Origin of the sequence: Picrophilus oshimae DSM 9789 (genome assembly GCF_900176435.1) — an archaeon.
Taxonomy (GTDB): domain Archaea; phylum Thermoplasmatota; class Thermoplasmata; order Thermoplasmatales; family Thermoplasmataceae; genus Picrophilus; species Picrophilus oshimae.
This window is the reverse complement of the sequence record NZ_FWYE01000001.1, coordinates 558,151-580,589: the sequence shown is the minus strand read 5'-3', so window position 1 is coordinate 580,589 and position 22,439 is coordinate 558,151. Positions and strand designations below refer to the sequence as shown.

The 22,439-nt window shown below is 37.1% G+C and carries 23 protein-coding genes and 2 tRNA genes; 10 read left to right on the top strand and 15 right to left on the bottom strand.

The features are described from left to right. Both B8780_RS03180 and B8780_RS03175 read left to right on the top strand, forming a co-directional pair. Positions 1–639, top strand: a complete 639-nt coding sequence (locus tag B8780_RS03180) for a hypothetical protein (RefSeq protein WP_084272614.1) — start codon at positions 1–3, stop codon at positions 637–639. A gap of 39 nt (positions 640–678) precedes the next feature. Further along, positions 679–751, top strand: a tRNA-Gly gene (locus B8780_RS03175). 119 nt (positions 752–870) lie between these two features. Here B8780_RS03175 and B8780_RS03170 read toward each other — a convergent pair. Continuing rightward, entirely contained in the window at positions 871–1,404 is a 534-nt protein-coding gene (locus B8780_RS03170) for a TetR/AcrR family transcriptional regulator (RefSeq protein WP_084272613.1), read from the bottom strand. A 93-nt stretch (positions 1,405–1,497) separates the two neighbouring features. Between B8780_RS03170 and B8780_RS03165 the strand changes: the two genes are divergently transcribed. After that, positions 1,498–2,538, top strand: a complete 1,041-nt coding sequence (locus B8780_RS03165) for an SLAC1 family transporter (RefSeq protein ID WP_084272612.1) — start codon at positions 1,498–1,500, stop codon at positions 2,536–2,538. 146 nt (positions 2,539–2,684) lie between these two features. Here B8780_RS03165 and B8780_RS03160 read toward each other — a convergent pair whose 3' ends face one another. Together B8780_RS03160 and B8780_RS03155 are read right to left on the bottom strand one after the other, a co-directional pair. Continuing rightward, a complete protein-coding gene (locus B8780_RS03160; RefSeq protein ID WP_084272611.1) occupies positions 2,685–5,195 on the bottom strand; it encodes a glycoside hydrolase family 15 protein in 2,511 nt (836 codons plus the stop codon). A 209-nt stretch (positions 5,196–5,404) separates the two neighbouring features. After that, positions 5,405–6,094 (bottom strand): SDR family NAD(P)-dependent oxidoreductase, encoded by a 690-nt coding sequence (locus tag B8780_RS03155; RefSeq protein WP_084272610.1) that lies wholly within the window; start codon positions 6,092–6,094, stop codon positions 5,405–5,407. A 300-nt stretch (positions 6,095–6,394) separates the two neighbouring features. Between B8780_RS03155 and B8780_RS03150 the strand changes: the two genes are divergently transcribed. Both B8780_RS03150 and B8780_RS03145 read left to right on the top strand, forming a co-directional pair. Continuing rightward, entirely contained in the window at positions 6,395–7,867 is a 1,473-nt protein-coding gene (locus B8780_RS03150; protein WP_161939669.1) for a hypothetical protein, read from the top strand. Positions 7,868–7,915: 48 nt separating this feature from the next. Then, on the top strand, positions 7,916–8,461 hold the full coding sequence (locus B8780_RS03145; protein WP_084272608.1) for a DUF998 domain-containing protein: 546 nt from the start codon (positions 7,916–7,918) through the stop codon (positions 8,459–8,461). Here B8780_RS03145 and B8780_RS03140 read toward each other — a convergent pair. Both B8780_RS03140 and pdo read right to left on the bottom strand, forming a co-directional pair. Further along, a tRNA-Thr gene (locus tag B8780_RS03140) sits at positions 8,462–8,534 on the bottom strand. 65 nt (positions 8,535–8,599) lie between these two features. Beyond that, the gene (pdo, locus tag B8780_RS03135) at positions 8,600–9,262 is read right to left on the bottom strand and encodes a protein disulfide oxidoreductase (protein WP_011177170.1); all 663 of its coding nucleotides are present in this window, start codon (positions 9,260–9,262) and stop codon (positions 8,600–8,602) included. Between the two features lie 86 nt (positions 9,263–9,348). On the opposite strand from pdo, the gene alaXM reads away from it, so the two are divergent. After that, positions 9,349–10,065, top strand: a complete 717-nt coding sequence (gene alaXM, locus B8780_RS03130) for an alanyl-tRNA editing protein AlaXM (RefSeq protein ID WP_048059436.1) — start codon at positions 9,349–9,351, stop codon at positions 10,063–10,065. On the opposite strand, the gene B8780_RS03125 is transcribed toward alaXM, so the two are convergent. Together B8780_RS03125 and B8780_RS03120 are read right to left on the bottom strand one after the other, a co-directional pair. Further along, positions 10,052–11,146, bottom strand: a complete 1,095-nt coding sequence (locus tag B8780_RS03125; protein ID WP_084272607.1) for a pyridoxal-phosphate-dependent aminotransferase family protein — start codon at positions 11,144–11,146, stop codon at positions 10,052–10,054. The two genes, alaXM and B8780_RS03125, sit on opposite strands and share 14 nt — an antisense overlap. Next, positions 11,146–12,045, bottom strand: coding sequence for a D-2-hydroxyacid dehydrogenase (locus B8780_RS03120; RefSeq protein WP_084272606.1), 900 nt, complete (start codon positions 12,043–12,045; stop codon positions 11,146–11,148). The genes B8780_RS03125 and B8780_RS03120 overlap by 1 nt, the downstream gene beginning before the upstream one ends. 165 nt (positions 12,046–12,210) lie before the next feature. Between B8780_RS03120 and B8780_RS03115 the strand changes: the two genes are divergently transcribed. Further along, positions 12,211–13,839 carry an NADH:flavin oxidoreductase gene (locus tag B8780_RS03115; RefSeq protein ID WP_084272605.1) on the top strand — a complete coding sequence of 543 codons (1,629 nt, stop codon included), beginning with the start codon at positions 12,211–12,213 and terminating at the stop codon, positions 13,837–13,839. Here the strand turns inward: B8780_RS03115 and B8780_RS03110 are convergent. From B8780_RS03110 to B8780_RS03100, 3 genes are all read right to left on the bottom strand, one after another. Further along, positions 13,836–15,425, bottom strand: a complete 1,590-nt coding sequence (locus B8780_RS03110; protein WP_084272604.1) for a bifunctional N(6)-L-threonylcarbamoyladenine synthase/serine/threonine protein kinase — start codon at positions 15,423–15,425, stop codon at positions 13,836–13,838. The two genes, B8780_RS03115 and B8780_RS03110, sit on opposite strands and share 4 nt — an antisense overlap. Before the next feature lie 86 nt (positions 15,426–15,511). After that, complete coding sequence (locus B8780_RS03105) at positions 15,512–15,784, bottom strand: HU family DNA-binding protein (RefSeq protein ID WP_011177176.1); 273 nt, start codon at positions 15,782–15,784, stop codon at positions 15,512–15,514. A 266-nt stretch (positions 15,785–16,050) separates the two neighbouring features. Continuing rightward, the gene (locus B8780_RS03100; RefSeq protein WP_011177177.1) at positions 16,051–16,464 is read right to left on the bottom strand and encodes an Lrp/AsnC family transcriptional regulator; all 414 of its coding nucleotides are present in this window, start codon (positions 16,462–16,464) and stop codon (positions 16,051–16,053) included. Between the two features lie 145 nt (positions 16,465–16,609). On the opposite strand from B8780_RS03100, the gene B8780_RS03095 reads away from it, so the two are divergent. The 3 genes from B8780_RS03095 (at position 16,610) to purN (ending at position 18,262) form a co-directional block, all read left to right on the top strand. Further along, positions 16,610–17,293 (top strand): peroxiredoxin, encoded by a 684-nt coding sequence (locus B8780_RS03095; protein ID WP_084272603.1) that lies wholly within the window; start codon positions 16,610–16,612, stop codon positions 17,291–17,293. Between the two features lies 1 nt (position 17,294). Continuing rightward, complete coding sequence (locus tag B8780_RS03090) at positions 17,295–17,579, top strand: ferritin family protein (protein ID WP_011177179.1); 285 nt, start codon at positions 17,295–17,297, stop codon at positions 17,577–17,579. Between the two features lie 74 nt (positions 17,580–17,653). Next, on the top strand, positions 17,654–18,262 hold the full coding sequence (purN, locus tag B8780_RS03085; RefSeq protein WP_084272602.1) for a phosphoribosylglycinamide formyltransferase: 609 nt from the start codon (positions 17,654–17,656) through the stop codon (positions 18,260–18,262). Here the strand turns inward: purN and B8780_RS03080 are convergent. From B8780_RS03080 to B8780_RS03060, 5 genes are read right to left on the bottom strand one after another with little or no spacing between them, the layout of a single operon-like run. Beyond that, a complete protein-coding gene (locus B8780_RS03080) occupies positions 18,248–18,811 on the bottom strand; it encodes a LysE family translocator (RefSeq protein ID WP_084272601.1) in 564 nt (187 codons plus the stop codon). The genes purN and B8780_RS03080 overlap by 15 nt on opposite strands. Positions 18,812–18,854: 43 nt before the next feature. Beyond that, on the bottom strand, positions 18,855–19,730 hold the full coding sequence (locus tag B8780_RS03075) for a Rossmann-fold NAD(P)-binding domain-containing protein (protein WP_084272600.1): 876 nt from the start codon (positions 19,728–19,730) through the stop codon (positions 18,855–18,857). Positions 19,731–19,789: 59 nt separating this feature from the next. Then, positions 19,790–20,188, bottom strand: a complete 399-nt coding sequence (locus tag B8780_RS03070; protein WP_011177183.1) for a Zn-ribbon domain-containing OB-fold protein — start codon at positions 20,186–20,188, stop codon at positions 19,790–19,792. 1 nt (position 20,189) lies between these two features. Further along, entirely contained in the window at positions 20,190–21,359 is a 1,170-nt protein-coding gene (locus B8780_RS03065) for a thiolase domain-containing protein (RefSeq protein WP_236719361.1), read from the bottom strand. Next, positions 21,343–22,398 (bottom strand): hydroxymethylglutaryl-CoA synthase, encoded by a 1,056-nt coding sequence (locus B8780_RS03060; protein WP_084272598.1) that lies wholly within the window; start codon positions 22,396–22,398, stop codon positions 21,343–21,345. The genes B8780_RS03065 and B8780_RS03060 overlap by 17 nt, the downstream gene beginning before the upstream one ends. Positions 22,399–22,439 lie beyond the last annotated feature (41 nt).

Sequence of the window (22,439 nt, the reverse complement as noted above, 5' to 3'; positions counted from 1 at the left end):
ATGACAAAGGAAAAAAAGGATGAACCAGTATTCCAGGAACCGGAATTCGATGAAAAGGATTACCTAAACTATGAAAGGGAAAGGGCCAAGGCCATAGTCTTTGTTTTCATCCTCGGTGCCTTAATAGGAATACTAACAGGATACCTTGAAGTTACAGGGTTATGGTACATAGGTCTGCTTTTAATGATAGTTATTCTTTACTTCCTTAAAAGACTTTTAATACTAATAAAAATGAGCATGCCAAGAACGACCTGGCACAAGGTGATTTTATACGGTGAGCTGATACTGACATGGTTTCTATTCTGGATAATAGCACTGAATCCACCGTTCCACGTTGTTGCCGGGCCGCAGATATCAAACCTTGAGGTTTATACAAATGGTCACTGGCAATCGGTCTCAGAGGTAAGCGGATTATATGACATACCAACAGGCCATGATGAGCTAAGGGCATACGTTTATTACAAATACCATATAACGAACGTTACAGTTTCCTGTGATTCTAGTATAATAAGCTCGCACTACCAGAACGATTACGTTTACTTCAATGTGACAGGTGCCTATGGAAACAGGGATTTAATATCAATAACAGCCGACAGCGTCAGGGATCATACAGGAACATTTAATATATACTTTACATAAATAGAAAAGTACATATTTTTCATTTATATACAGAATTGAGCAGGTGTGGTGTAGCCTGGTAGCACAAAAGCCTTCCAAGCTTTTGACCCGGGTCCAAATCCCGGCACCTGCATGAACCAGTTTAATTTGCCAAATCATTGGGGAATACTAACCATGGATATCTAATTTGCATGCGTGGACATATAGACTTTTGATTAATTTAAATGGAACAGCGAAGACCAGAATTTTATATTAAAATGATAAAAATTCTTTAACAAGATCTTTTGTATATTCTTCTATTGACTGCACGTTCTCATCCCACCAGATAAGGTAGCATAAAAGAGAGCCAAAGAACGATCTTTTTTTTGCAATAGATAGCCTTCTGTTAATCATTTTTTCAACCTTATCGAATACACTATCAAAGCTTGTAAAACAGAGATATTTTAGCCTATCCTTAAGGATATCATATCTATTCTTATTGCTTATTGTATATAGAAATAAATTCCTTAAATCCTGATTTTTGTAGTAATATAGAAATTTTATTCCAAGGTCATATAGAACATTATTGGCATCAAAATATGATCCGTTATTGACTGAATTAATGATATAAATTGGTAGCGATTTAAGGGCAGATTCTATTATTAGATTTTCCTTGCTTTCGTAGTAAAAGAATAAAAGACCCTTGCTTACACCGGCCTCAGATGCAATTTCATCCATGGTTGCCTCGTAGCCTTTTCTGGAAAACACCATAATTGCCGCATTCAGGATTTTTTCTTTTTTGTCCATAATCTTATATTAAGTTTGTATATATTAATTATTTGACTATAAAGTCAAAATATTTATATATATACTGACTATTCAGTCATACAGTGAGGATATATGAAAGATAGATTAATAAATTTCTTTGGCTCTGAATGGTTTGGCATGGCCATTGCCACACTTGCCGTTGCACAGACGTTCTTTCTGGCATCAAGGTATATGGAAAACATTACATTGAAATATACAGGTGAAATCTTCTTCTACCTTGGGATAATAATATTCCTGGTTATATTTATATTATGGACCATACGTGGCTTAACAATACATGATAAAAAATGGAGCCACTGGAACAACCTTACAAGATTGAGTTTTATTGCCCTGGTGCCGATAATATTATTTGTTATAAATCATATAACCATCGAGCTTTATGGAATAAACGAACTCATGGCAAGATTGTCTCTTTATAACTATTTCTTTAGCTACTTTCTTGCACTTATACTTGGAGTACTGCTTGGCTACAGACTTTACACCAAGGAGATAAATAGAAATGAGATAAATTATGCAATAATAATACCACCATTATCAATAGGCACAAGCATATTTCTTGCAACACCATTAATTGGATATTACCATGGAACCATTGCAGAATCCATATATTTCCTTGTTTTAATGGGCCTCGGGATATTCTTCTTTCTGTACATATTCATTGGATCTGTTGCACTTTCAGGTCATGTGTCCAACAAATCCGGTTCGTCTCTTCCAACAGCCATGCTTCCTGTGGGCGTATCAAGTCTGATAATAATAAATCTGATTTCAATTAATTCTTTTGGAGCGGTTATAGATCACTTGCCATTCAGTATTTATACAGTTGAATTTGTTTCAATACTTCTATGGGGCTTTGAGGTCTGGAATTTCCTTGTTATGATGATAATTGTTTTCAGGAAGGAAACGTTTGGATATCTATCAGTATGGGCCTACGGCTTCCCGCTGGGTTTATTTGCCACATCAACAATAAAGCTTGAAGAGGTTACAAAAATTGTAATTCTGGGCAACATATTTATATTTATATGGGTGGCGTTGTTTCTTCTATGGTTCTATGGAATATTAAACACATATGTGTTTATCCGCCGGGGGATCTTAGGTTCACATCCTGATAAATAGATGTTGTTTTATATCATGAATGCCATAAGCATACATTATTTTTTTATTTTAATATAATTCAGAATTTACCTGGATCAAAGCCTGTCATTTATTGTGTGCGGGTTTTGATTTAATAATATACAGAAATTATAAAAATAATTTAAAAATTATGGTGGCCCAGGCGGCAATGGTGCTGGAGGCATTGCTCTATAATTTAAGGAAACGATTATGTACATTGCAGATGACCATGTTAATGGCGACGTGGATGCTATTACACTGCCAAAGTTTGGATCAACAGCCTCCGGAAGTAGCCAGCTCTGTGAATGACTGTATGACCATTTCATCAAATTCAATGCGCCGGTCATGTTGCCTGTTTTTTCATCGTAAAGCGCCAGGAAGAGCGTTGTTATGATCCATGGTGGTGACGGCCCAGAGCTTTCATGATAGCCACCGTACTCTGTGTAATGATAAAGATCGTTATAATACCTTGGCAGCCCGCCAACGCGGTAATTCCATAGTATCATGTATATATTATGCACTATCGATGTGGCCATTGGTGATGATGGATTTATGAATCCCATTGCTATTGGCAGTATCTGTGATGAATCCGGGGTATTATTTGCCATGAAATATGTGTAATTATTATTTCCATACTGGTTTGTCACAGGTACAAGGTACTGTGCAAATATGTTATCCATGTAAAAGTATTTAATTATATTGGATTTTAATTTATGCGCAATCATTGCAATATTCATGTTTCCTGGTGGAACCGGCCCAGGAGGTACCGGCACAGCATTATGATTTTGAATCATGGGCATTCTTGAGATGTCCCTGATACCCAGATAGTTTATTGCCTGTGTCCAGAACCAGTAACCGTATTCCATTTCCCATATGCTGTGATCCTCTGCTATGAAACCGTATTTTTTTATTGATTTCTCCTGGAATTCCAGTGATGCAAGTATGTTTGGCATGAATTTCTGTATTACAGAGATGTTGTGTGTTACCTGGAATAGATTGTATATACCAATTTCGAAAAGGCCCACGCTGTCAAATTCAGGATACACAAAGCCGGCAACGCTGCCATTCCAGAAATTAAACCTGGTCTGCCAGGTCCCATTGTATGTATCAACTCCCTGAACGCCTGCCATGAAATCCCAGTATTTCATCGCCGATCTTATATGGCCGGAATCCTGAAGGCTTATTGCCGAGAAGGATGCATCCCTGACCCAGTTATAAAAATAAACAGGTGATGGTGATGCAACTATCTCCCCGGTGAATGGATTCTGATCATCCTTAACAAGCAGCTGTGACATATTGTATTCAATTAAATATCTTCCTGAAATTGATACTTTCGATTTTGAAAGCCATTTCATGACGTTTGCATGATTAACATCTTTTATGTAATCAGGATTCATGTATGTTGAGTTTGTGCTAAGGCCAATTATGCTTGTCCCGGGTCCTGATACTATGCTTATATTTAGCATTCCGCTGTCATTATTTATATTATACGAGGAATTAACAAAGAATAATGTAAGGTTATATTTATAAAGACTTATTTTGTTCCCGGAGGCATTATATTTAATATATGGCATTGATATATAGCTATAAATTGTTGATTTTGACTTTTGAATTACATCGGTCTGGTTCATGTATGGCGGATCTATTAATTCAAATTCAGAGTTGTTTGTCCTTACATTTATTGTATTGTTAGGTGTTAGCCGTGCACTTATGCTGTGGCCAAATATATCAAAGTAAAACTTTAATGGCAGGATTTTATTCTCTATGTTAACGGTCTGCATTGACAGATGCACATAAGAATAATTTCCAAGGTAACTGTCCGGTATTCCTGTTGCAATCCAGAAATCGTTATTTTTCCAGTTGCTCATGAGCAGGTACGATGGATAATCAACATAGGACGGAAGCGGACTTACATGTATTCCTGGTATATTTATTTCTATTGTATCATTTATCAAAAAGCTTGCCTGGTTTCCATCATTGTAGATTCCCTTTTGATGGTATGGTATTCCGGAGCCAACCCATGGACCGCTGCCGCCGACAACAAATGCTGATATGCCAAAGCTTAAATTGCCGTTAAACCCATGCTGGAACATCTGTGAAAATGGTATTGCTATCTCTGTTGTGTTATTCCCTGGAAAGAATGCGAACGTGCTGTTTATCGGTTTTGCCAGAGGCGTTGAATTTTTTCCTGACATGATTGCATATGTGCCATAGCCTGCTGGATTTATATTATTGCCATCGAAGTAAACAGCACTGAAATAGTTCATTGTTCCTTCAAACGTTATGTCCCTGTTCCATGTATTCATATTTGAAATATTTGATGTTCCATAGATATCGTTTGTAACATTTGTAATAAAGATCATGAGACTATTATATGATATATTCTCATATACACCAATGAAAAGATCTGTTTCATTGTATGCAAGATAAAGTTTTTTAATTACGTTATTTGCCCCCCATGGAGATGCATGATTATTTATTCCTATAATATTTCCATCAAAGTCCCTTGATAGATTTCCTGTAAAGTATATGTTCTTTTTTACAGGAACAACGCTGCTTTTATAGCTGTTTTCATGGTCATGGGAAAACAATGTTACAGAAGAGACCATGATTAAAACGGCCAGGATGGCAATAATTTTTAAAATAATGCCCTTCCTCATGGAATTTAATTATGATAATGATATTTTAACATTTCTATTAAAACTAATAAATAGTCCGGATTAATATAAATATTCTTTATGTAAAATTCTATTTAAATATTTCATATATTGATAATATTGATTTAATAGATATCTGTAAATATTGATCCATAAATAACATATAACAGGTATTTTATATTTTTTTCATTTACCGCCATTGTTTTATTTAATTATAACCCAGGTTCTATATTAATATCATGGCCGCCTGAAATATTTATTATCTGGCCTGTTATCATTTTTGATTTCATTAGGTTTTCAATGGCCAGTGCAATATCGTTCGCCGGGAATCTTCCATGGTATAAAAGGTTCCTTTCATTGCTTTTCACACCCTTTTCTATAAAGCCCGGTGCTATGCCATTGACCCTTACATTGTAAGGTAAAAGAGATCTTGCAAAATATTTTATCATGTATGAAACAGAACCCTTACCGGCGGCATAGCCAGGATTTGAATTCAGATAGACATTGCCGGCAGCGGAGAACCCTATTATTAGTCCATCCCTGTTTTTCGCCATGCATCTTGATGATTCAATGGCAACATTGTAAAATGTTAATGCATTATTTAATAATGCATCAGCAAATTCCTCTGGATTGTAATCCCATGGTGCCTTTGAAGAAAAATAATTTCCTGCAACATTTATTGCTACATCCAGGCCATCCATTGCTGAAGATGCTCTTGATACAAGTGTTCTGACGTCCTTTAATGACCTTAAATCACATTGCATGTACCCTATTTTAAGCCGATCTGCAAGTTCCCTTGCAAAAGCACCTCTGGACGATATAAATACATAATTGCTTTTTGAAAAATATTCAGTTATATAGCCGCCTATTCCATTACCAACACCACATATTAATATCTTCATGCTGTAAAATGATGATATAATTTAATATTTTTTCTAAAATATTGATTTACCTTACAAGATTAATTTGCATAATTTTAATATAATCAATGGATATGAAATTTTGCTTTCTTTGTTATTTGTAAGTAAACCTTATTATAATAAATCCCGGCTTTAATATTTAAATTTGTTATTTAATGCATTTTAATATAAATATTTATAAATTATATTATTATAATTTCATTAAAATTAACTATTATATATTATTTGTATAAATGAACATATTAAAAATGCCTCATATAAATGGATTTAAATAATATAATTATGCATAAAAATAAGGTGGCGATCGTTTTAATTGCAATTATAGTTATATTATCAGCGTGCCTTATAGCAGTAAATGAAAATAAACAATTAAACTACAGCCCTGATGCAATAGGTTCATCAAGAATAATAGTTTCGGAAAGTGTTTTGAATGTTACAGCAGGCTCCAGTATTTATGATAATTACACGGTAAGGCTCGTTTCCGGTACAACCTGGGGTACTTATATAAACTATAAAACGGTTAATGGCATATCTGTATCGTTTTCAAACAGCGGCGGCGACCCAACATACACAGGCACAATGAATATACATGTATCAGGTAACGTATCTCCGGGGAGTTATATAATATCACTGTATGCAACAGGGGATGATCCGAGTCCTTATACAAATGTAACGGTTAATGTAATTGCCCATGAGGATTACATTAAAATAGTTTCTGAAAAAACATTGCAAATTAAAGATGCAGCAGGTGGAAACCTATCATTAACCTATGATAATGTAACGTTGCTGGTTAATGTAAGGCCAGGGACCTATGCATTTATAAATGGCACATACCATAAAAATTATAATTTCACCCTTGTGATATTCAATGATAACGGTTTAATAAAAACACCTGCAGGCTACAATAATTACACCATAAATTTTATATTTGCATTTGAGGTAAATGGAATTATCTCACAAAACATATCACTTGTTAATAGCACCGGCAGCGGATATCCGGTTATAACCTACATGAAAAGTCCTGAAAACTGGATATCATGGACATACATCGGCGGAATGCTATCAGGCAAAGACTTCTATCCACAGGGCGGTTCTTACAGGTTTATTGATAAATGGACATATAATAAAACCATGGATGAGCTTGTAAATGATCAGTTTTATAAACCGGTTCTTTGGGTTGTAATGTCACCTGTTCATGAATATGTACAGCCTGCTGTTTATAGGGGCTTTATACCATACATTTCTGCAGTAGCGGTTATAATCGCCATACTAATAATTTTAAGCACGGTTTTTGTCTACATGCCAGGATATGCCAAAAAAAGTCCATCCAAAATTAATAGAATTTTTTATTTATATATATCAATGGCATTTGAATTTTCGTCAATGGTATACCTTATAATATATGATAAATTCCTCAGAACCGCGGCACCGTTACATTATGACTTCCTAATTGCAGCCTTTATTATTTCAATAGCGCTTTTAGTACCTGTTGTTATTAATAAATACAGAAAAGCATTTTTAATAACCCTTGGCTCATTGTCAATACTTGCCTGGATAGGTCTAATAATTGATGCAGAGCTTAATTTACCATTCAGCTCTGTTCACTCATCGATACCAAACTACGGCTGGGAATACCTCTTCGGCTTCGGTACCGGTGCATTCTCATCATTTAATATCTCCATGGGATTCAGTGTTTTCTTTGTTTCAATTATAATAACCGGAATAATATCAATATACATTTCAATGAATGATTAATTTTTTTTAATTTAATAAAAATATTATATATGTTAATTATAATTGTACATGAATAATGAAAAGATTTCAGGTCTTATAATAGTTACAGCGGTAACTGAATTCTTTATTTTTGTTAACATAGCGGCCTTCCTTGACAAGGGATACAGCATATCAAACAATTCAATAAGCCATCTTGGAATAGATTCTATGCCTTATATATTTAATGCATCAATCATAGTTCTTGGCATCCTTGAGATGGCTGCGGCATTTCTATTAAGAAGATGCTCAGGGGCATTTACAGTATTATATATAATGGGCGGCATCGGCTCTATAGGTGTCGGTGTATTCAATGAGCATTTCGGATACATACATCTATCGTTTGCGGTTCTTGCATTTTTGTTTCCATCGCTTTTATCATATTTTGCATTTTTAAAATATAAAAATGCACTTTCCATTGAATGGTCAGTTCTTGGAACAATCTCAATAATAGCACTTGTCCTATTCGGAATAAAGGTCTACCTTGGCCTTGGCCCAGGGGGCATGGAAAGGATGATACTAATACCGCTAATAGCATGGAGCTTTCAGTTTGGAGCTTTTTTATACACAAAAAATTAAAGCCACTGGAGGGTTTCGATCCCCCGACCTGCTGATTACAAGTCAGCCGCTCCACCTGCTGAGCTACAGTGGCATCAAAAACTGTATATGAAAATATTATTAAAATCTTTTTGTAATGGATTTTTAAATAAATAAAATTTAATCCTGGTGGTTGTATGCTTCCATTATAAATTCTGCGAACTGATCATCCGGCTGTGCGCCAACAAAGGTTACATCGTCGTTTATAACAACGTGTGGTACCGCTGAAACCCCGACCTCCTCAGCCTCCTTGTCGAATTCCAGTGATTCTATCATTTCTGCCTTTATATTCTTGTTTAATAGTGCGAACTTATGTGCTGTGCCAACGGCCCTTGGGCAGTACTGGCATGTTGGTGTTACATAGACCTTTATTGTTAGTGGCCTGTCAACCTTTGATATTAACTCCATTGCGTGCTTTGATACATCTGCCTCGTTCATTGAGACGTTTTCAATGTCCTCTATTAATGATCCGAATTCGTAGCCAGATGGAATTCCATAGTATACAATCCTTCCGTCCTTCTGGCCATGCTTTGCGACTATTGTTGCAGGATATTTCTCAACACCATAATCATTTACAGCGTCCTTGTTATCCTCGTAAACGTACTTTATTAAATTTATCTTTTCATTTATTGATGATAATTCCTCTGCAAGCTGGACTGTTTCCTTGCAGTACTTGCAGTCACTCTTGTTTGATGTGAAAACAACAAGGTCAACGGGTTCCTTTAACTTGCCATTGAATTCATCCTCTAAATATTTCCTGTCCTCATCTCTTATCAGTGCCATGGTTGGTTATCATATATAAGTATATAAATTTTAATATACAAATATGTTACCAGATGGCTTTTAATATTATAAAAGATTATAAAATCATGACTGAAAGGCTCTTCTGGAAGGATATGTACATGAAAGAATTTGATGCAACCGTTTTAAATGTGAACGGCGATGAGGTGATACTTGATAGAACATGCTTTTACCCTACAGGCGGTGGCCAGCCAAATGATACCGGTTTATTATTAAAAGATGATAAAAAATACCAGGTTATAGACGTCTATAAAAACAACGATGATATTATACATAAAATATCCGGCGATGTTCCAGGCAGGGGCGATAAATTGCATGGAATAATAGACTGGGATAGAAGGTATTCATTAATGAGGTACCACACAGCCGTGCATATAATAGATGGTGTTGTAAAGAATTATTACAATGACCACGGAATGCTAACAGGTGGGCAGTTATATACAGATCATGCAAGGGTTGATTTTGACTTTGATGATATAAACAGGGAATTAATAGAGACAATAATAAACCAATCAAACGAGATCATTGAAAAAGGTTTAAACGTTTTTGAGAAAACATTAACAAGGGATGAGGCCCTGGCAATACCGGACCTTGCAAGAACAGAGCCTGGCAGAAGGCTCATAGAGAGCCTTGATTATGTAAGGGTCATAGAAATAGAGGGCTTCGACATGCAGAGCGATGGCGGAACCCATGTAAAAAATACATCAGAGGTGGGGAAAATTATTATAAAAAAGATTGAAAACAAGGGCCGCGGACATAAAAGGCTTGAGTTCACGCTTCAATAATCTCAAGAAATTCAGGCAGATCGCATTTTACCTCGCTTTCATCAACATAATCGTTGATTTTTTCTATTTTAAAGTAGCTGTTCAAAAATCTTGATATGAAATGGCTGTTTATTATTCCCATTGTGCCAATCCTGAGATAATTCTTCATCGAGCCCATGCCCTTTGTTATTATTATATTCTCACTAGCAAGTCTTTTTATTACATCATCAGGATCTGTCCTTGGTTTGAAGCAAACAACGGTGTTTGAATAATTACTATCATCGCCGTTTACTTCTATGTTATTCTCATTTAATATTGATCTAATGAATTTTGATGCCTTTTCTATTCTTTTTATCCTGTTTTCCATGCCCTCCTTTTTTACCTCATCCAGGGCAACCTCCAGGGATTTAAAAGCGCCTGTTGACGGTGTGTAAGGCGTTTCATTCTTTTCAAGAAAATCCAGCGATGTCTTTAAATCAAGGTAGAATGGCGCATCAACATCATTTGAATAAAGATCATCGACTGCCTCTTTTGATAGAAAATCGATGCCTGTACCTGGCAGGGCGGCTATGTTCTTCTGTGACCCTGTGGCCATGGCATATATGTTTGAAAAGTCTATTTTATATCCAAGATAGCCTGATACACTGTCTATAATTATCCTTGAACCTTTATTTTTTACAGCCCTTGCAACATCGTTTATATTTCTTACAGCAACACCATAGCCGGTTTCGTTATGTACCATAAACAGCTTATCAAAGTCCTTTTCCTCTATTATCTCCATTATATTTTTGTTTTCAATGTTGATAATCTCTGCGTTTTTGCTTGCCCTCCTCACTGACGCTGCAAGCCTATCCCCAAATGGGCCCTGGGTTAATGCAACCACTTTATCGTTTTTATTGATAAGCGAGAATACCATGGATTCCACTGCCAGCGTTCCAGAGCCCGTTGTTACAACTGCCCGGTGAGACCCTGTTAATGAATTCAATGAATTTTCTATGTTATTTACTATTGCCCTGAATTCGTCAGACCTGTGATTGCATAGGTAGGAGCCTGCATCCATGACAGGCCTTGTAACCTCCACAGGACCTGGTATTAGAAGCATTATGACCACTCCTTTAAGATGTTATCCGCAGTCATTATTGCTATCCTCTTCTGTGCCTCCCTTGTCTGTGCCCCAAGATGCGGTGTTATTATTACATTTGGTAATTTAAGCATCTCAAATTCATAATCAAATCTTGCAGGCTCGTGCCAGAAAACGTCGCTTATGTAAAATATGTTTTTCTCCTTTAAAATTTTTAAAAATGCCCTTGGCTCTATTGCATTGGCCCTGCTTGTGTTTATTACTATTGCATTATCCCTGAGCATGGATAGCTCTTTTTCATTTAATACTGGAGGCGAGTCCTTTCTTAATGTAATATTAATTGATATTATATCAGAATTTCTTAATAAATCTTCAAGTGTTACCTGCTCTGCACCTGTGAAATCAACAGGGTATGCATCGTATGCTATCGACCTTACATTAAAGACAGAGAATGCGTTTGCTATTGCCCTTCCTATCCTGCCATAGCCTATTATGCCAAGTGTTTTTCCGGATAGCTCAATGCCCTTTAGCTTTGTGAAATCGTTTTTCCTTGTATTTTCTACGCCTTTTATTATCTGCCTTGCAGCTATAACTGCAAAGGCAACGGTTAATTCAACAACACTTTCAGTTGAGGATCCCGGGGCGTAAACGATCTTTATGCCCTTTTCCTGTGCATAATCAACGTCAATACTGTCAGTGCCTATGCCCGCCCTGGCTATAATCTTTAACCTTTTTGCATTATCTATAATATCCCTATCGACCTTTGTCCTGCTTCTTACAATAATAATATCATAATCACCTATTTTTTTTAAAAGTTCATCCCTTGTTATATCCGGGCTGTTATCTATATCAAAGTCCTTTGATAGCTTCTCTATCATTATGCCATCCACGGGATCACATATTAATATTTTTCCCTTCATGGTTCGTAATGTACATTTTAATTATAAGCATTGCGAAAAAAATTTAAAATTATTATTCAAAAACATTTTTTATTAATATGATAATGAATAAATAAAAAATGTCATAAAAATTTTGTAATAAATATTCTTAAAAAAATCATTTAAAGGTTTTTACAATGATGCTCAATGGATCTTTTTGAACCCGGAAATATAGGAAACCTTGAGATAAAGAACAGAATGGTTATGGCGCCGATGATCTCAAATATATGCAATCCCGATGGAAGCATTAATGAAAATTACATATATTATATGGAGAGAAGGGCCCTTGGTGGTTTTGGATTGTTAATAACGGAATATGCATACATAAATGATGAGAACAGCAAGGGCTCTCCAAATGAGCTTGGGATAATATCAAAATCATATTTACCAAAGATGAAGAGATTAACAGATGTTATTCACGGACATGGATCAAGGATATTCACACAGCTGGTACACGCGGGTGGCAAGGCCAATCCAGATTATAATAAAAGGATGATCTTTGCCCCTTCATCTTTAAATGAATATCCATTTTTAAGGCCGGATGAGATGACGGTAAATGATATAGAAAGCGTTGAGGAGGATTTTTTAAGGGCTGCAAGGCTTGCATACAGGGCCAATTTTGATGGAATTGAAATACATGGCGCCCATGGCTATTTGATCCAGGAATTTATATCAAAAGATTTGAACAAAAGAAATGACAGATACGGTGGAAGCCTGGAAAACAACGTCAGAATTGCAAATGAGATCATAGACATGATAAGGGCCGAGCTCGATTTTCCGGTTGGCATAAGATTAAGCCTGTATGAGGACGAGGGCTACGGACCTGACTATGGAATAAAGGCCGCAAGGCTGATAAAAAATGCTGATTATGTGCATTTCTCTGCAGGAAGATCCGCTCCTCCTGGATCATCTGCACCGTTTTATTATGAGAGAAACCATATATATAAAAGGATCAGGGAGAGAATAGATAAAAAAACCATGGTTGTCGGCTCTGTAATTGATATAAACGATGCTAGGACAGTTCTTGAGGGGTCTGATTTTGTTGTCTTCGGTAGGGCATCCCTTGCCGATCCATTTCTGCCTGAAAAATTTAGAAGAAATCTTCCATTAAGGCCGTGCATAAGGTGCAACCAGGCCTGCAGGGATCTATCAAGGGGTGAGGCCCGCTGCACTGTAAATGTCGAGACAGGCCTAGAATCAAGAATAAAATATAAAAAGTACCATGGCGAGATATCCATAGGCGGTGCGGGAATAAAGGGGCTTGAGGCCGCGCTCTATGCGTCAAAACTTGGCCTGAATGTATATATTTATGATAATTACAGCTTCGGCGGCCAGATAAATGAGATCTACGATGAATACAAGAAAAGGGAATTTATGAATCTTTTAAAGTATTATGAGAGCGCATTAAAGATCAATAATGTAAAAATAGAGCATGAGGGTTCATACGATGTTCTTTGCAAACCCGATAAGGTTTATCCTGACATAGATGGCGATGTATCAATAGATTCAAATGTTTATAAATACCATGATCTTGCATTAAAAATAGCATTGAAGAACCATGTGATAATGAGCTACAGGAGCCTTAACAGCCTGGACAGATCCAGGGCTGATTTCTATACCAAAATGGCCACGAGGCTTGGCATAGAGTTCAAAAGTGACTATGACTTTGAATTTGTGCTTATTGATAGGGATCAGTATGATATAAGAAAGGCCATGGAAAGCGGCAGAAACGCCATTGAAAGATATATCATGGAAAGAGAGAACGAATTCCTTTAAACGTATCTTCTTCTTGACTCTATCTTTTTTATCAATTCTTTATAATAATTATAATCCTCAACGTTTTTTGAATACTCATTTTCAAAATGCTTTATCATTTCATGGCCATTTACGTAAAGGCTCTTCATTGACTCGTATAATAAAAATAGATCATCGGCAATGTCCTCATCGCTGCATCTTAAATGACCCATGCTTGTATCTATAAAATATATTTTATCAGATATAATAATATTGTTCGGTGTTAAATCGCCATGCGATATCCTTAAACCATGCATTTTTGCAACGGCATCTGCTATCATTCTTATAACGTTTTCATCATATTTGCTTTTAAAGTAATCGTTCATTGTTAAGCCATTTATTCTTTCAATTGTTAAAACCATGTCAAATCTATCGAAATCGTATACAATGGGAGCATTTCCTGTTTTATGGAGATAATACATTATATAGAATTCATTTTTCATTCTTTCAAGCCTTATCTTAAGATCTAGCCTTTTATCACGGTATGATTTTTCAGGCCTCTTCTTGAAAACAACACTCCTGCCATAGAATTCACCATTTGTTATTATTGATTCTGCACCCTTATCCTTAAATGATATGCTGTTTTCATCCTTTATCCATGGAACAGGAACCTCGTCTATTCTAAACCTTTGATTTATCCTTGTTTCCATTATGTCCTGCCTGGCACCGTGCATGTACATAAGCATACCGGCCTGCGCTATCATTGCACCGTTGTCCATGCAGTACTCTTTATCCGTTAGATATGCCTTATAACCTGAGTCCCTTGCCATATCATTAACCATTGATCTTAATCTATCGTTTCTGGCCACACCACCAGCCAGCAGGATCTCGTTTTTATTTGTGTAGTACATCGCACGCTCAAGCACCTCAACAACCATGGAAAATGATGTTTCCTGGAGGCTGTAGCATATATCATTTTTATTTTTGCCAAGAGACAGATACCTTTTCGCCGCGGTGTAAATCCCTGAAAATGATGTGTCCATGCCCTTTACTGAATATGGCAGCTCAAGAAGATCCTTGCCATCAAGGGCCATTCTTTCTATTACAGGGCCACCCGGAAATGGTATTCCAAGGTCCCTGGCAAATTTATCAAGCATGTTTCCAAGGCCTATGTCCATGGTTTCCCCAAGGACGCGGTATCTGCCGTTTAAATGTGCTATTACCTGCGTGTTTCCACCTGATATATAAAGCATTATTGGATCCCTTGCACCAGAGAGCTTTCTTCCTATCTCAACGTGGCCAAGGGGATGGTTCACACCAAGCAATGGCTTTGAATATTTAATTGAAAGTGCCCTGGCGGCGGTTGAGACAACCCGAAGGCATGGCCCAAGGCCAGGACCCATTGAAAACGCTATTAGATCGAGATCCTCCGGTTTTAAACCGGCGTTATCAAAAGATCTTTTTATAACATCGTATATTTTATCAGCATGATGCACTGCAGCCTCCCTTGGATGTATGCCGCCGTGCTCCGGAACATATGTCGATGATACATTTGACAATATCGATCTTTCATCAACGATGCCGGCACTTATTGTATGTGCGGTGCCTTCAAGACCAAGAACGATCATAAATTGATATTTCAATAATAATAATTAACTTTCAGGTTTATTATTTTATCATTTAAACAAAAGAAATTTAAAAATTAATTAAAAATTTACTGCTTGTATTTTATCTTTGATGATGCCCTGAAAACAAATTTCTTCTTTGCGGGGACCTTTATTTCAGCCCTTGTCTGTGGGTTCCTTGCTGTTCTTGGGCTCTGCGTCTTTCTTTCAAAGATGCCGAAGCCTGCGAGATTTATCTTCTGGCCGCTGTCGGCCTGTGATACAACCTCTGCGAGGAATTCCCTTATAACATCCCTGGCCTTCTTCTGCGTTGTGTCCGTCTTCTTTGCCACTGTTTTGGATAGCTCACTTATACCAACCATGGTTTCACCATATGATAATATACATAGTTATATTAAAATATTTCGCTTTGATTTTTAATAAACAACGTACATTTAAGGATTAGCAGGTATATGAAAAATATTATTAAAAATATAGGATAAAAGAATTACGAAAATGATACATAATTTAAAATATAAAATAATAAATATATTAAAATATAAATTTCCATAGAAACCTTATTATCATTGGTTCATTATTTAGTTATATGATAATAATATTGTAATTAATATAAAAATTATTAAATTAATTATTTTATTACAGTGTTAACAAGTGATGGATAAACGTTCCTGACACCATTTATCTTTAAGATCTGTGATATGCATTTGTTCATTTCATTTTCATTGCATTCTATTATTGCTATTGCAGAGTGATCACCAGAGGTTGAGTATACCTCTGAAATAAAATTTAAATTCTTTATTGATTCAAGGGTTTCAAAATAATGCTCAGGACTTACATCAAGGCCAAGTATTGCCTCCTCCATGCCTATCTTCTTCCCCTGAAGCCTTGCCTTAAACCCTATAATTATGTGCTCCTTCTCCATTTCAATTATCCTGTTTCTCACTGTTCCAGGGCTTACAGAGCATCTCCTGGCTATCTCCCTTATCGACGCCTTGCCATTATTACGTATTTCCCTTATTATTTTAAGATCAAGATCATCCATTACATATCTTATATATAAAACGATAATAAAATATTTTTCACTGCTTTTAAAAATATTTTATACATTGTTTATTTATAAATAATCAAAAAGCAAAAATAATAAACAAATAAGCAACATTTTTATAGTTGTGATTAATAACATAACTATGGAAGGAAAGATGCCATTGATTGGTGAAAAGTTCCCTGAAATGGAAGTTGTCACAAATTTGGGTAACATTAAATTACCTGACGACTTCAAGGGGAAGTGGTTTGTTCTATTCAGCCACCCAGGTGATTTTACACCTGTTTGCACAACAGAATTCTTCTCATTTGCAAAGCATCACGATGATTTTGAAAAGTTAAATACAGAGCTAATAGGATTAAGCGTTGATTCAAAGATATCGCATATAGAATGGATTAACTGGATAAAGCAAAACCTTAAAATTGATATAAAGTTCCCAATAATTGCTGATCCCATGGGCCATGTTGCAACAAAGCTTGGCATGATACAGGCACAATCAGCAACACAGACCGTCAGGGCTGTTTTTATCGTTGATGACAGGTCAACAATCAGGGCAATACTTTATTACCCAATGGAAACCGGAAGGAACATATCAGAGATACTTAGATTAATAAAGTCATTGCAGATGGTCGATAAGTATAAAATAGTAACACCGGCAAACTGGCCAAATAATGAGATAATAGGCGATAATGTTCTGAATCCGCCGCCAGCAACACAGAACGATATAGAGGAGAGGACAAAGAAGTACAAGGGCTATGCATGGTGGCTAACATACCAGGATGCAAACAAGGCAGATGTGGATGAGGCAAAGGAGATAACAGGTGAGTAAAATGCCGATGTACGAGTCCGGTGAGGATTTAAGCGGGAAGATAAGGGATCTTTCCAGGGCCAGGCAGTCCCTGATAGAGGAAATGCAGGCAATAATGTTCTATGATGAGCGCGCCGATGTAACAAAAGACCCGGAATTAAAGGCGGTAATAGAGCACAACAGGGACGATGAAAAGGAGCACTTCTCATTGCTTCTTGAATACCTTAGAAGAAATGATCCGCAGCTTGACAGGGAGTTAAAGGAGATACTTTTTAGCAACAAGCCCTTAAAAGAGCTTGGTGACTGATTTTTAAATAATTTTATCATGGTATTTAGAAATTTATTATCAAATAATTTTTAACTTAAAAGTAATAACATATCATGTTTAACATTGTTGTTATTGCATCAGGAAACGGTTCAAATTTCCAGGCGGTTATAGATGCCATTGATTCCGGCTTAATAAATGCCAGGATTATAAAATTAATATCTGATAATGAAAGGGCCAATGCATTAAACCGTGCAAGGTCATCTGGCATAGAAACAGTAATAATTAATGGAAAGGACAGTAATTTTTATCCAATTTTAAATGATATATTATTATCAATAAATCCTGATTTAATAGTCCTGGATGGTTTTATGAAGATCATGCCTGATTATATAGTCAATGAATTTTTATATAAAATGATTAATATACATCCATCACTGCTGCCCGCATTTGGGGGCCGTGGATTTTATGGCATTAAGGTTCATAGAAGCGTGATAAGATCCGGTGCAAGATTTTCAGGATGCACAATACATTTTGTAACCAGTGATGTTGATAACGGTCCAATAATAGAGCAAAGGGTGGTCGAGGTAAATGACGATGATGATGAGTATACATTATCAGAGAAGATACATGAAGAGGAGCACAGGGCTCTTGTATCATCCATAGCGCTTTTAATAAGCGGTAGATACAGGATCTCGGGAAAAAGGGTTTTAAGGCTTTATTAATAGGTTTATTCCGGAATAAAGTATATACAAGCCAAAACCAAGTATAACAGCAAATGAAAAGATGTTTATGTACCTTTCATATTTATATCCAAATTTGTTAATTAAGTATGGAAATACAGTGCACCATACTATAATTCCTGAAAAAAGACCTATAATAATTAGAATTGAGAATTCCCTTACCAGGAAGATCCCTGCCGTGATCCACCACGTTATCTGGAATGGATTTGTTAATCCCATGATAAGACCTATAATGTAATTGCCACCTTTTGATGATGATGGCATCCTTGATCTTATTATTCCGTAGGCAAGGTATATCATTAATAACCCGCCGGCGATATAAAGTATCCTTATAATATAAACGTTTATAATGGATTTTAGAAAGTAAATGATTAAAAAGAATGTAAAATCTGCGGTCATTGCACCGAAACCAACGTTTGAGCCATGGATCTTCGATTTTAATGATTCGTGCGCTATTACCGAGTTTACAGGTCCAGGAGGTGCCGCAAGTGATAAGCCAAGGGCAATACCAAGAAAGTATATGTAAAACATTTAATGATCATTATTAATACATTTTTAGACTTTTTCATAAATATTAAAGTAATTTCATATCCTTTAATACAAGGTATCCTGCCGCAAGATCCTCAAGACCAATGCCCATGGATTTAAAAACTGTTCTGTTGTAGCTGCCATTGTTTTTTATGAAATCCTTTAATTCAACCATATTTTTATTTTTTGATTCAATGATCTCTGATGATTCCCTCAGGGCCTGTTCCATATGCTCGACTATGATTATATCCGCGTTGTTTATAACGCTGTGATCTGCCTCGCGCCTTCCGGGCATATTTGATCCTGCAAGATTTACATGAAAATGTTCCGGAAGCATATCATAATTAAATATCGGTGTATCGCTGTTTGTTATGCTTGTTATAACATCGGAATCCCTGAGGCATTTTAAATCATTGACAGGTTCAAGACCAAATCTTTCAGCAAATGCCCTGGCATGATCAAAATTTTTTGAGTAAACATAACCTCTTTTTATATTATATATCGAGGCCATGGCCTGGTACTGTGTCTCTGCCTGGAAGCCCGAACCTATCAATGTAAAATTTATACCATTCTTCTTTACAATTAGTGATGTTACCATTGCAGTTAATGCCCCGGTTCTTATCCTGCCAAGCATGTTTGCATCAAAGACAAAAACATCCTCGGGATTATTAACATTGAAGATCAAAACTATAAATCTTATACCATTCTTCCCTGCTATGTAAGTTTTTAAGCCTGCCAGGTTCCTTTTTGAATAGTATGCAGGCATGGTGTTTAAAACATGGCCTGGAAGGAATATTCTGTCCCTTGCAGATGAGTTGGATTCGCCGGCCCCGTATGACTCAAAGGCAGTTTTTAATTCTCCTATGCATTCCTTTATATTTAAATGCCTTAAAACATCGTCATCGCTTATGTATGTTATCATAAATAAAGAAATTATAAATCTTTAATAAAGGCTTTTGGTATGAATTAATTAAAAAAATATTAATCCATTTCAAATTTGTATCCGTATTCTATTATTCCCTCCTCGCCGTCCTGCCTAATCCTTCTAAAGACCATATGAACCCTTTTACCGGTATCGATGCCCTCAAGGTTTCCTGTTAGCTGTGCAGTTATAACAGGCCCCTCATCCAGTTTTACAAGTGCAAGCGTGTATGGAACCTGTCTTTTGAATGCAGGTGCCGCCTCATGAACTGTTGTATATGAGATTATCTCACCGGTGCCATTAAGCTGGTATTTTTCCATCCTGCCTATTGAATCCCTGTGGCAGTACGGGCATATGTCCCTTGGAGGGAAGTAAACCCTTTTACAATTGTTGCATTTATTTCCTATTAACCTGTACCTGTATTCAGTCTCTCTCCATATTCTTGAAAGCTCTGTCATTTTAATCACCAAGTATATGAACAACGGATGTCGCACCGGTGCCGGCCATGTTATGAAGTAAACCGTACCTTGGGCTTTTTACCTGTCTATCCCCGGCCTTTTCCATCAATTGAAGATAGGCCTCGACAAACTGCCCAACGCCGACTGCTCCGTATGGATCACCCTTTGCCTTTAAACCGCCCGATGGGTTTAATGGTATTCTTCCAGAGAGTTTTATCTCATCGTAAACAAGATCCTTTGCATTTCCCTTATCCGCAAAGCCAAGGTCTTCAAGTGCAAGAAGGCCGTATATTGAAAATGAATCGTGGATCTCGGCAAATGATACATCATCGCTTTTGATTCCTGCACGATCAAATGCAAGCCTTGCAGCCTTTTTTGTTGAGTTAAATGTGTAAATTGATTTTCTTGAACCAACGTCAAGGTAATCCTCTGCTATTGCAGATGCCAGTATTTTAACTCCATCCTTTTTATTTCTCTTAACAAAATCCTCGGATGCAAGGACAATGGCAGCAGCACCATCGCTTATTGGAGAGCAGTCCATTAACGTTAACGGGTCTGCAACCATGACGGATTCCATTGCCTGCTTCAATGATATTTTATTTCTGTACTGTGCATCAGGATTCCTTGATGCGTTTTCGTGGTCGTTAACAGAGATCATCGAAAGTGCCTCCTTTTCTATATTGAAATCCTTCATGTATTTCCTTGCTATTAATGCGGCCATTGATGCCGGTGTTGCGCCGTAAAATGATTCCCACTCGCGATCAAGTATTGATGACATGATTTCATTGATCTCGTGCCCATGTATATCGGTCATTTTTTCAACACCGCCAACCACTGCAACGTTGTATTCACCGGATTTTATTGCAAGGTATGCCTCATGAACAGCTGCGGCACCAGACGCCGTTGATGCCTCTATCCTTATTGCAGGTATGCCCTCCTCTGAAAGACCTGAGAAATCCGCTATTAACGCGCCGATGTTCTCCTGCTTGTTTATCACACCTGCAAGACCGTTTGCACCGTATATTATGTCAATATCCTTGGAATATATTCCTGCGTTCTCTATTGCCTTTAACCCGGCCTCAACGGCAAGATTTCTCAATGATTTGTCCCATAGCTCGCCAAACTTTGTTTCTCCAGCACCAATAATATAAACATCACTCAAGGTTATCACCAAAAACAAGTATCTTTCTGAATTTTGAATAAACAGCATAATCAATATACTCTGTGCTTTCCATCATCTTTCTTACGCCCGGGGCGTTCTCTCTATGATAATCAAGTATATTATCGGTAACTGTTATATCAAAGGCATCTGAACCGGCCCCTGAACCGAATGATACTGCAAGTATCCTATCGCCGGGCTTTGATACATCAAGTATTGCTGAAAGACCGGTCATTGTTGATCCTGAGTATGTATTACCTATATAAGGCGTTATAAGCCCCTCCCTGTACTGCTCCTCACTGAAGCCAAGGATCTTTGCAGCCCTTGTTGGGAATTTACCGTTTGGCTGATGGAAAACGACGTAATCATAATCATCAGGCTTTGTGTTCAACTCTGACATTATATCCCTTGCGGCACCTATAACATGCTTAAAGTATCCGGGCTCACCGGTGAATCTCTCACCGTGCTTTGGATATGGTTCGCCCTCGCGGCGCCAGAAATCAGGGGTATCTGTTGCAACAGATATTGTCTTGTTTATCTCGGCTATAACATTATCACGGCCTATGACCATGGCAGTTCCACCGGCAGATGCCGTATACTCCAGGGCATCGCCAGGCGCACCCTGGGATGTATCAGATCCAATGGCCATACCGTATTTTATCATGTTTGAATCGACCATTGCCTTTATGTTCTGCATTGCAGCCGTTCCCGCCTTGCATGCAAATTCATAATCTGCTGCAAACGTTCTAAATGGCATGCCTATGGCGGCTGCAACTATCGTTGCGGTTGGCTTCACGGCGTATGGATGTGACTCTGAACCAATGTATATTGCGCCGATATCATTTGGATCTATATTTGATCTTTTTAATGCGTTTCTTGCAGCCTCAACAGATATTGTTGCAACATCCTCATCGGGGCCGGGAACACTCTTGCTTAATATAAAAATACCATTCTTCATCTTTTCAGGGTCCTCGCCCCAGACCCTGGCTATCTCCTCCGGCCTTATTCTGTACCTTGGAATGTAAGAGCCGTAGGTAACTATACCTGACATGGATGGATAACCTGTTATTATATTTAAAAATTAACGTTGAT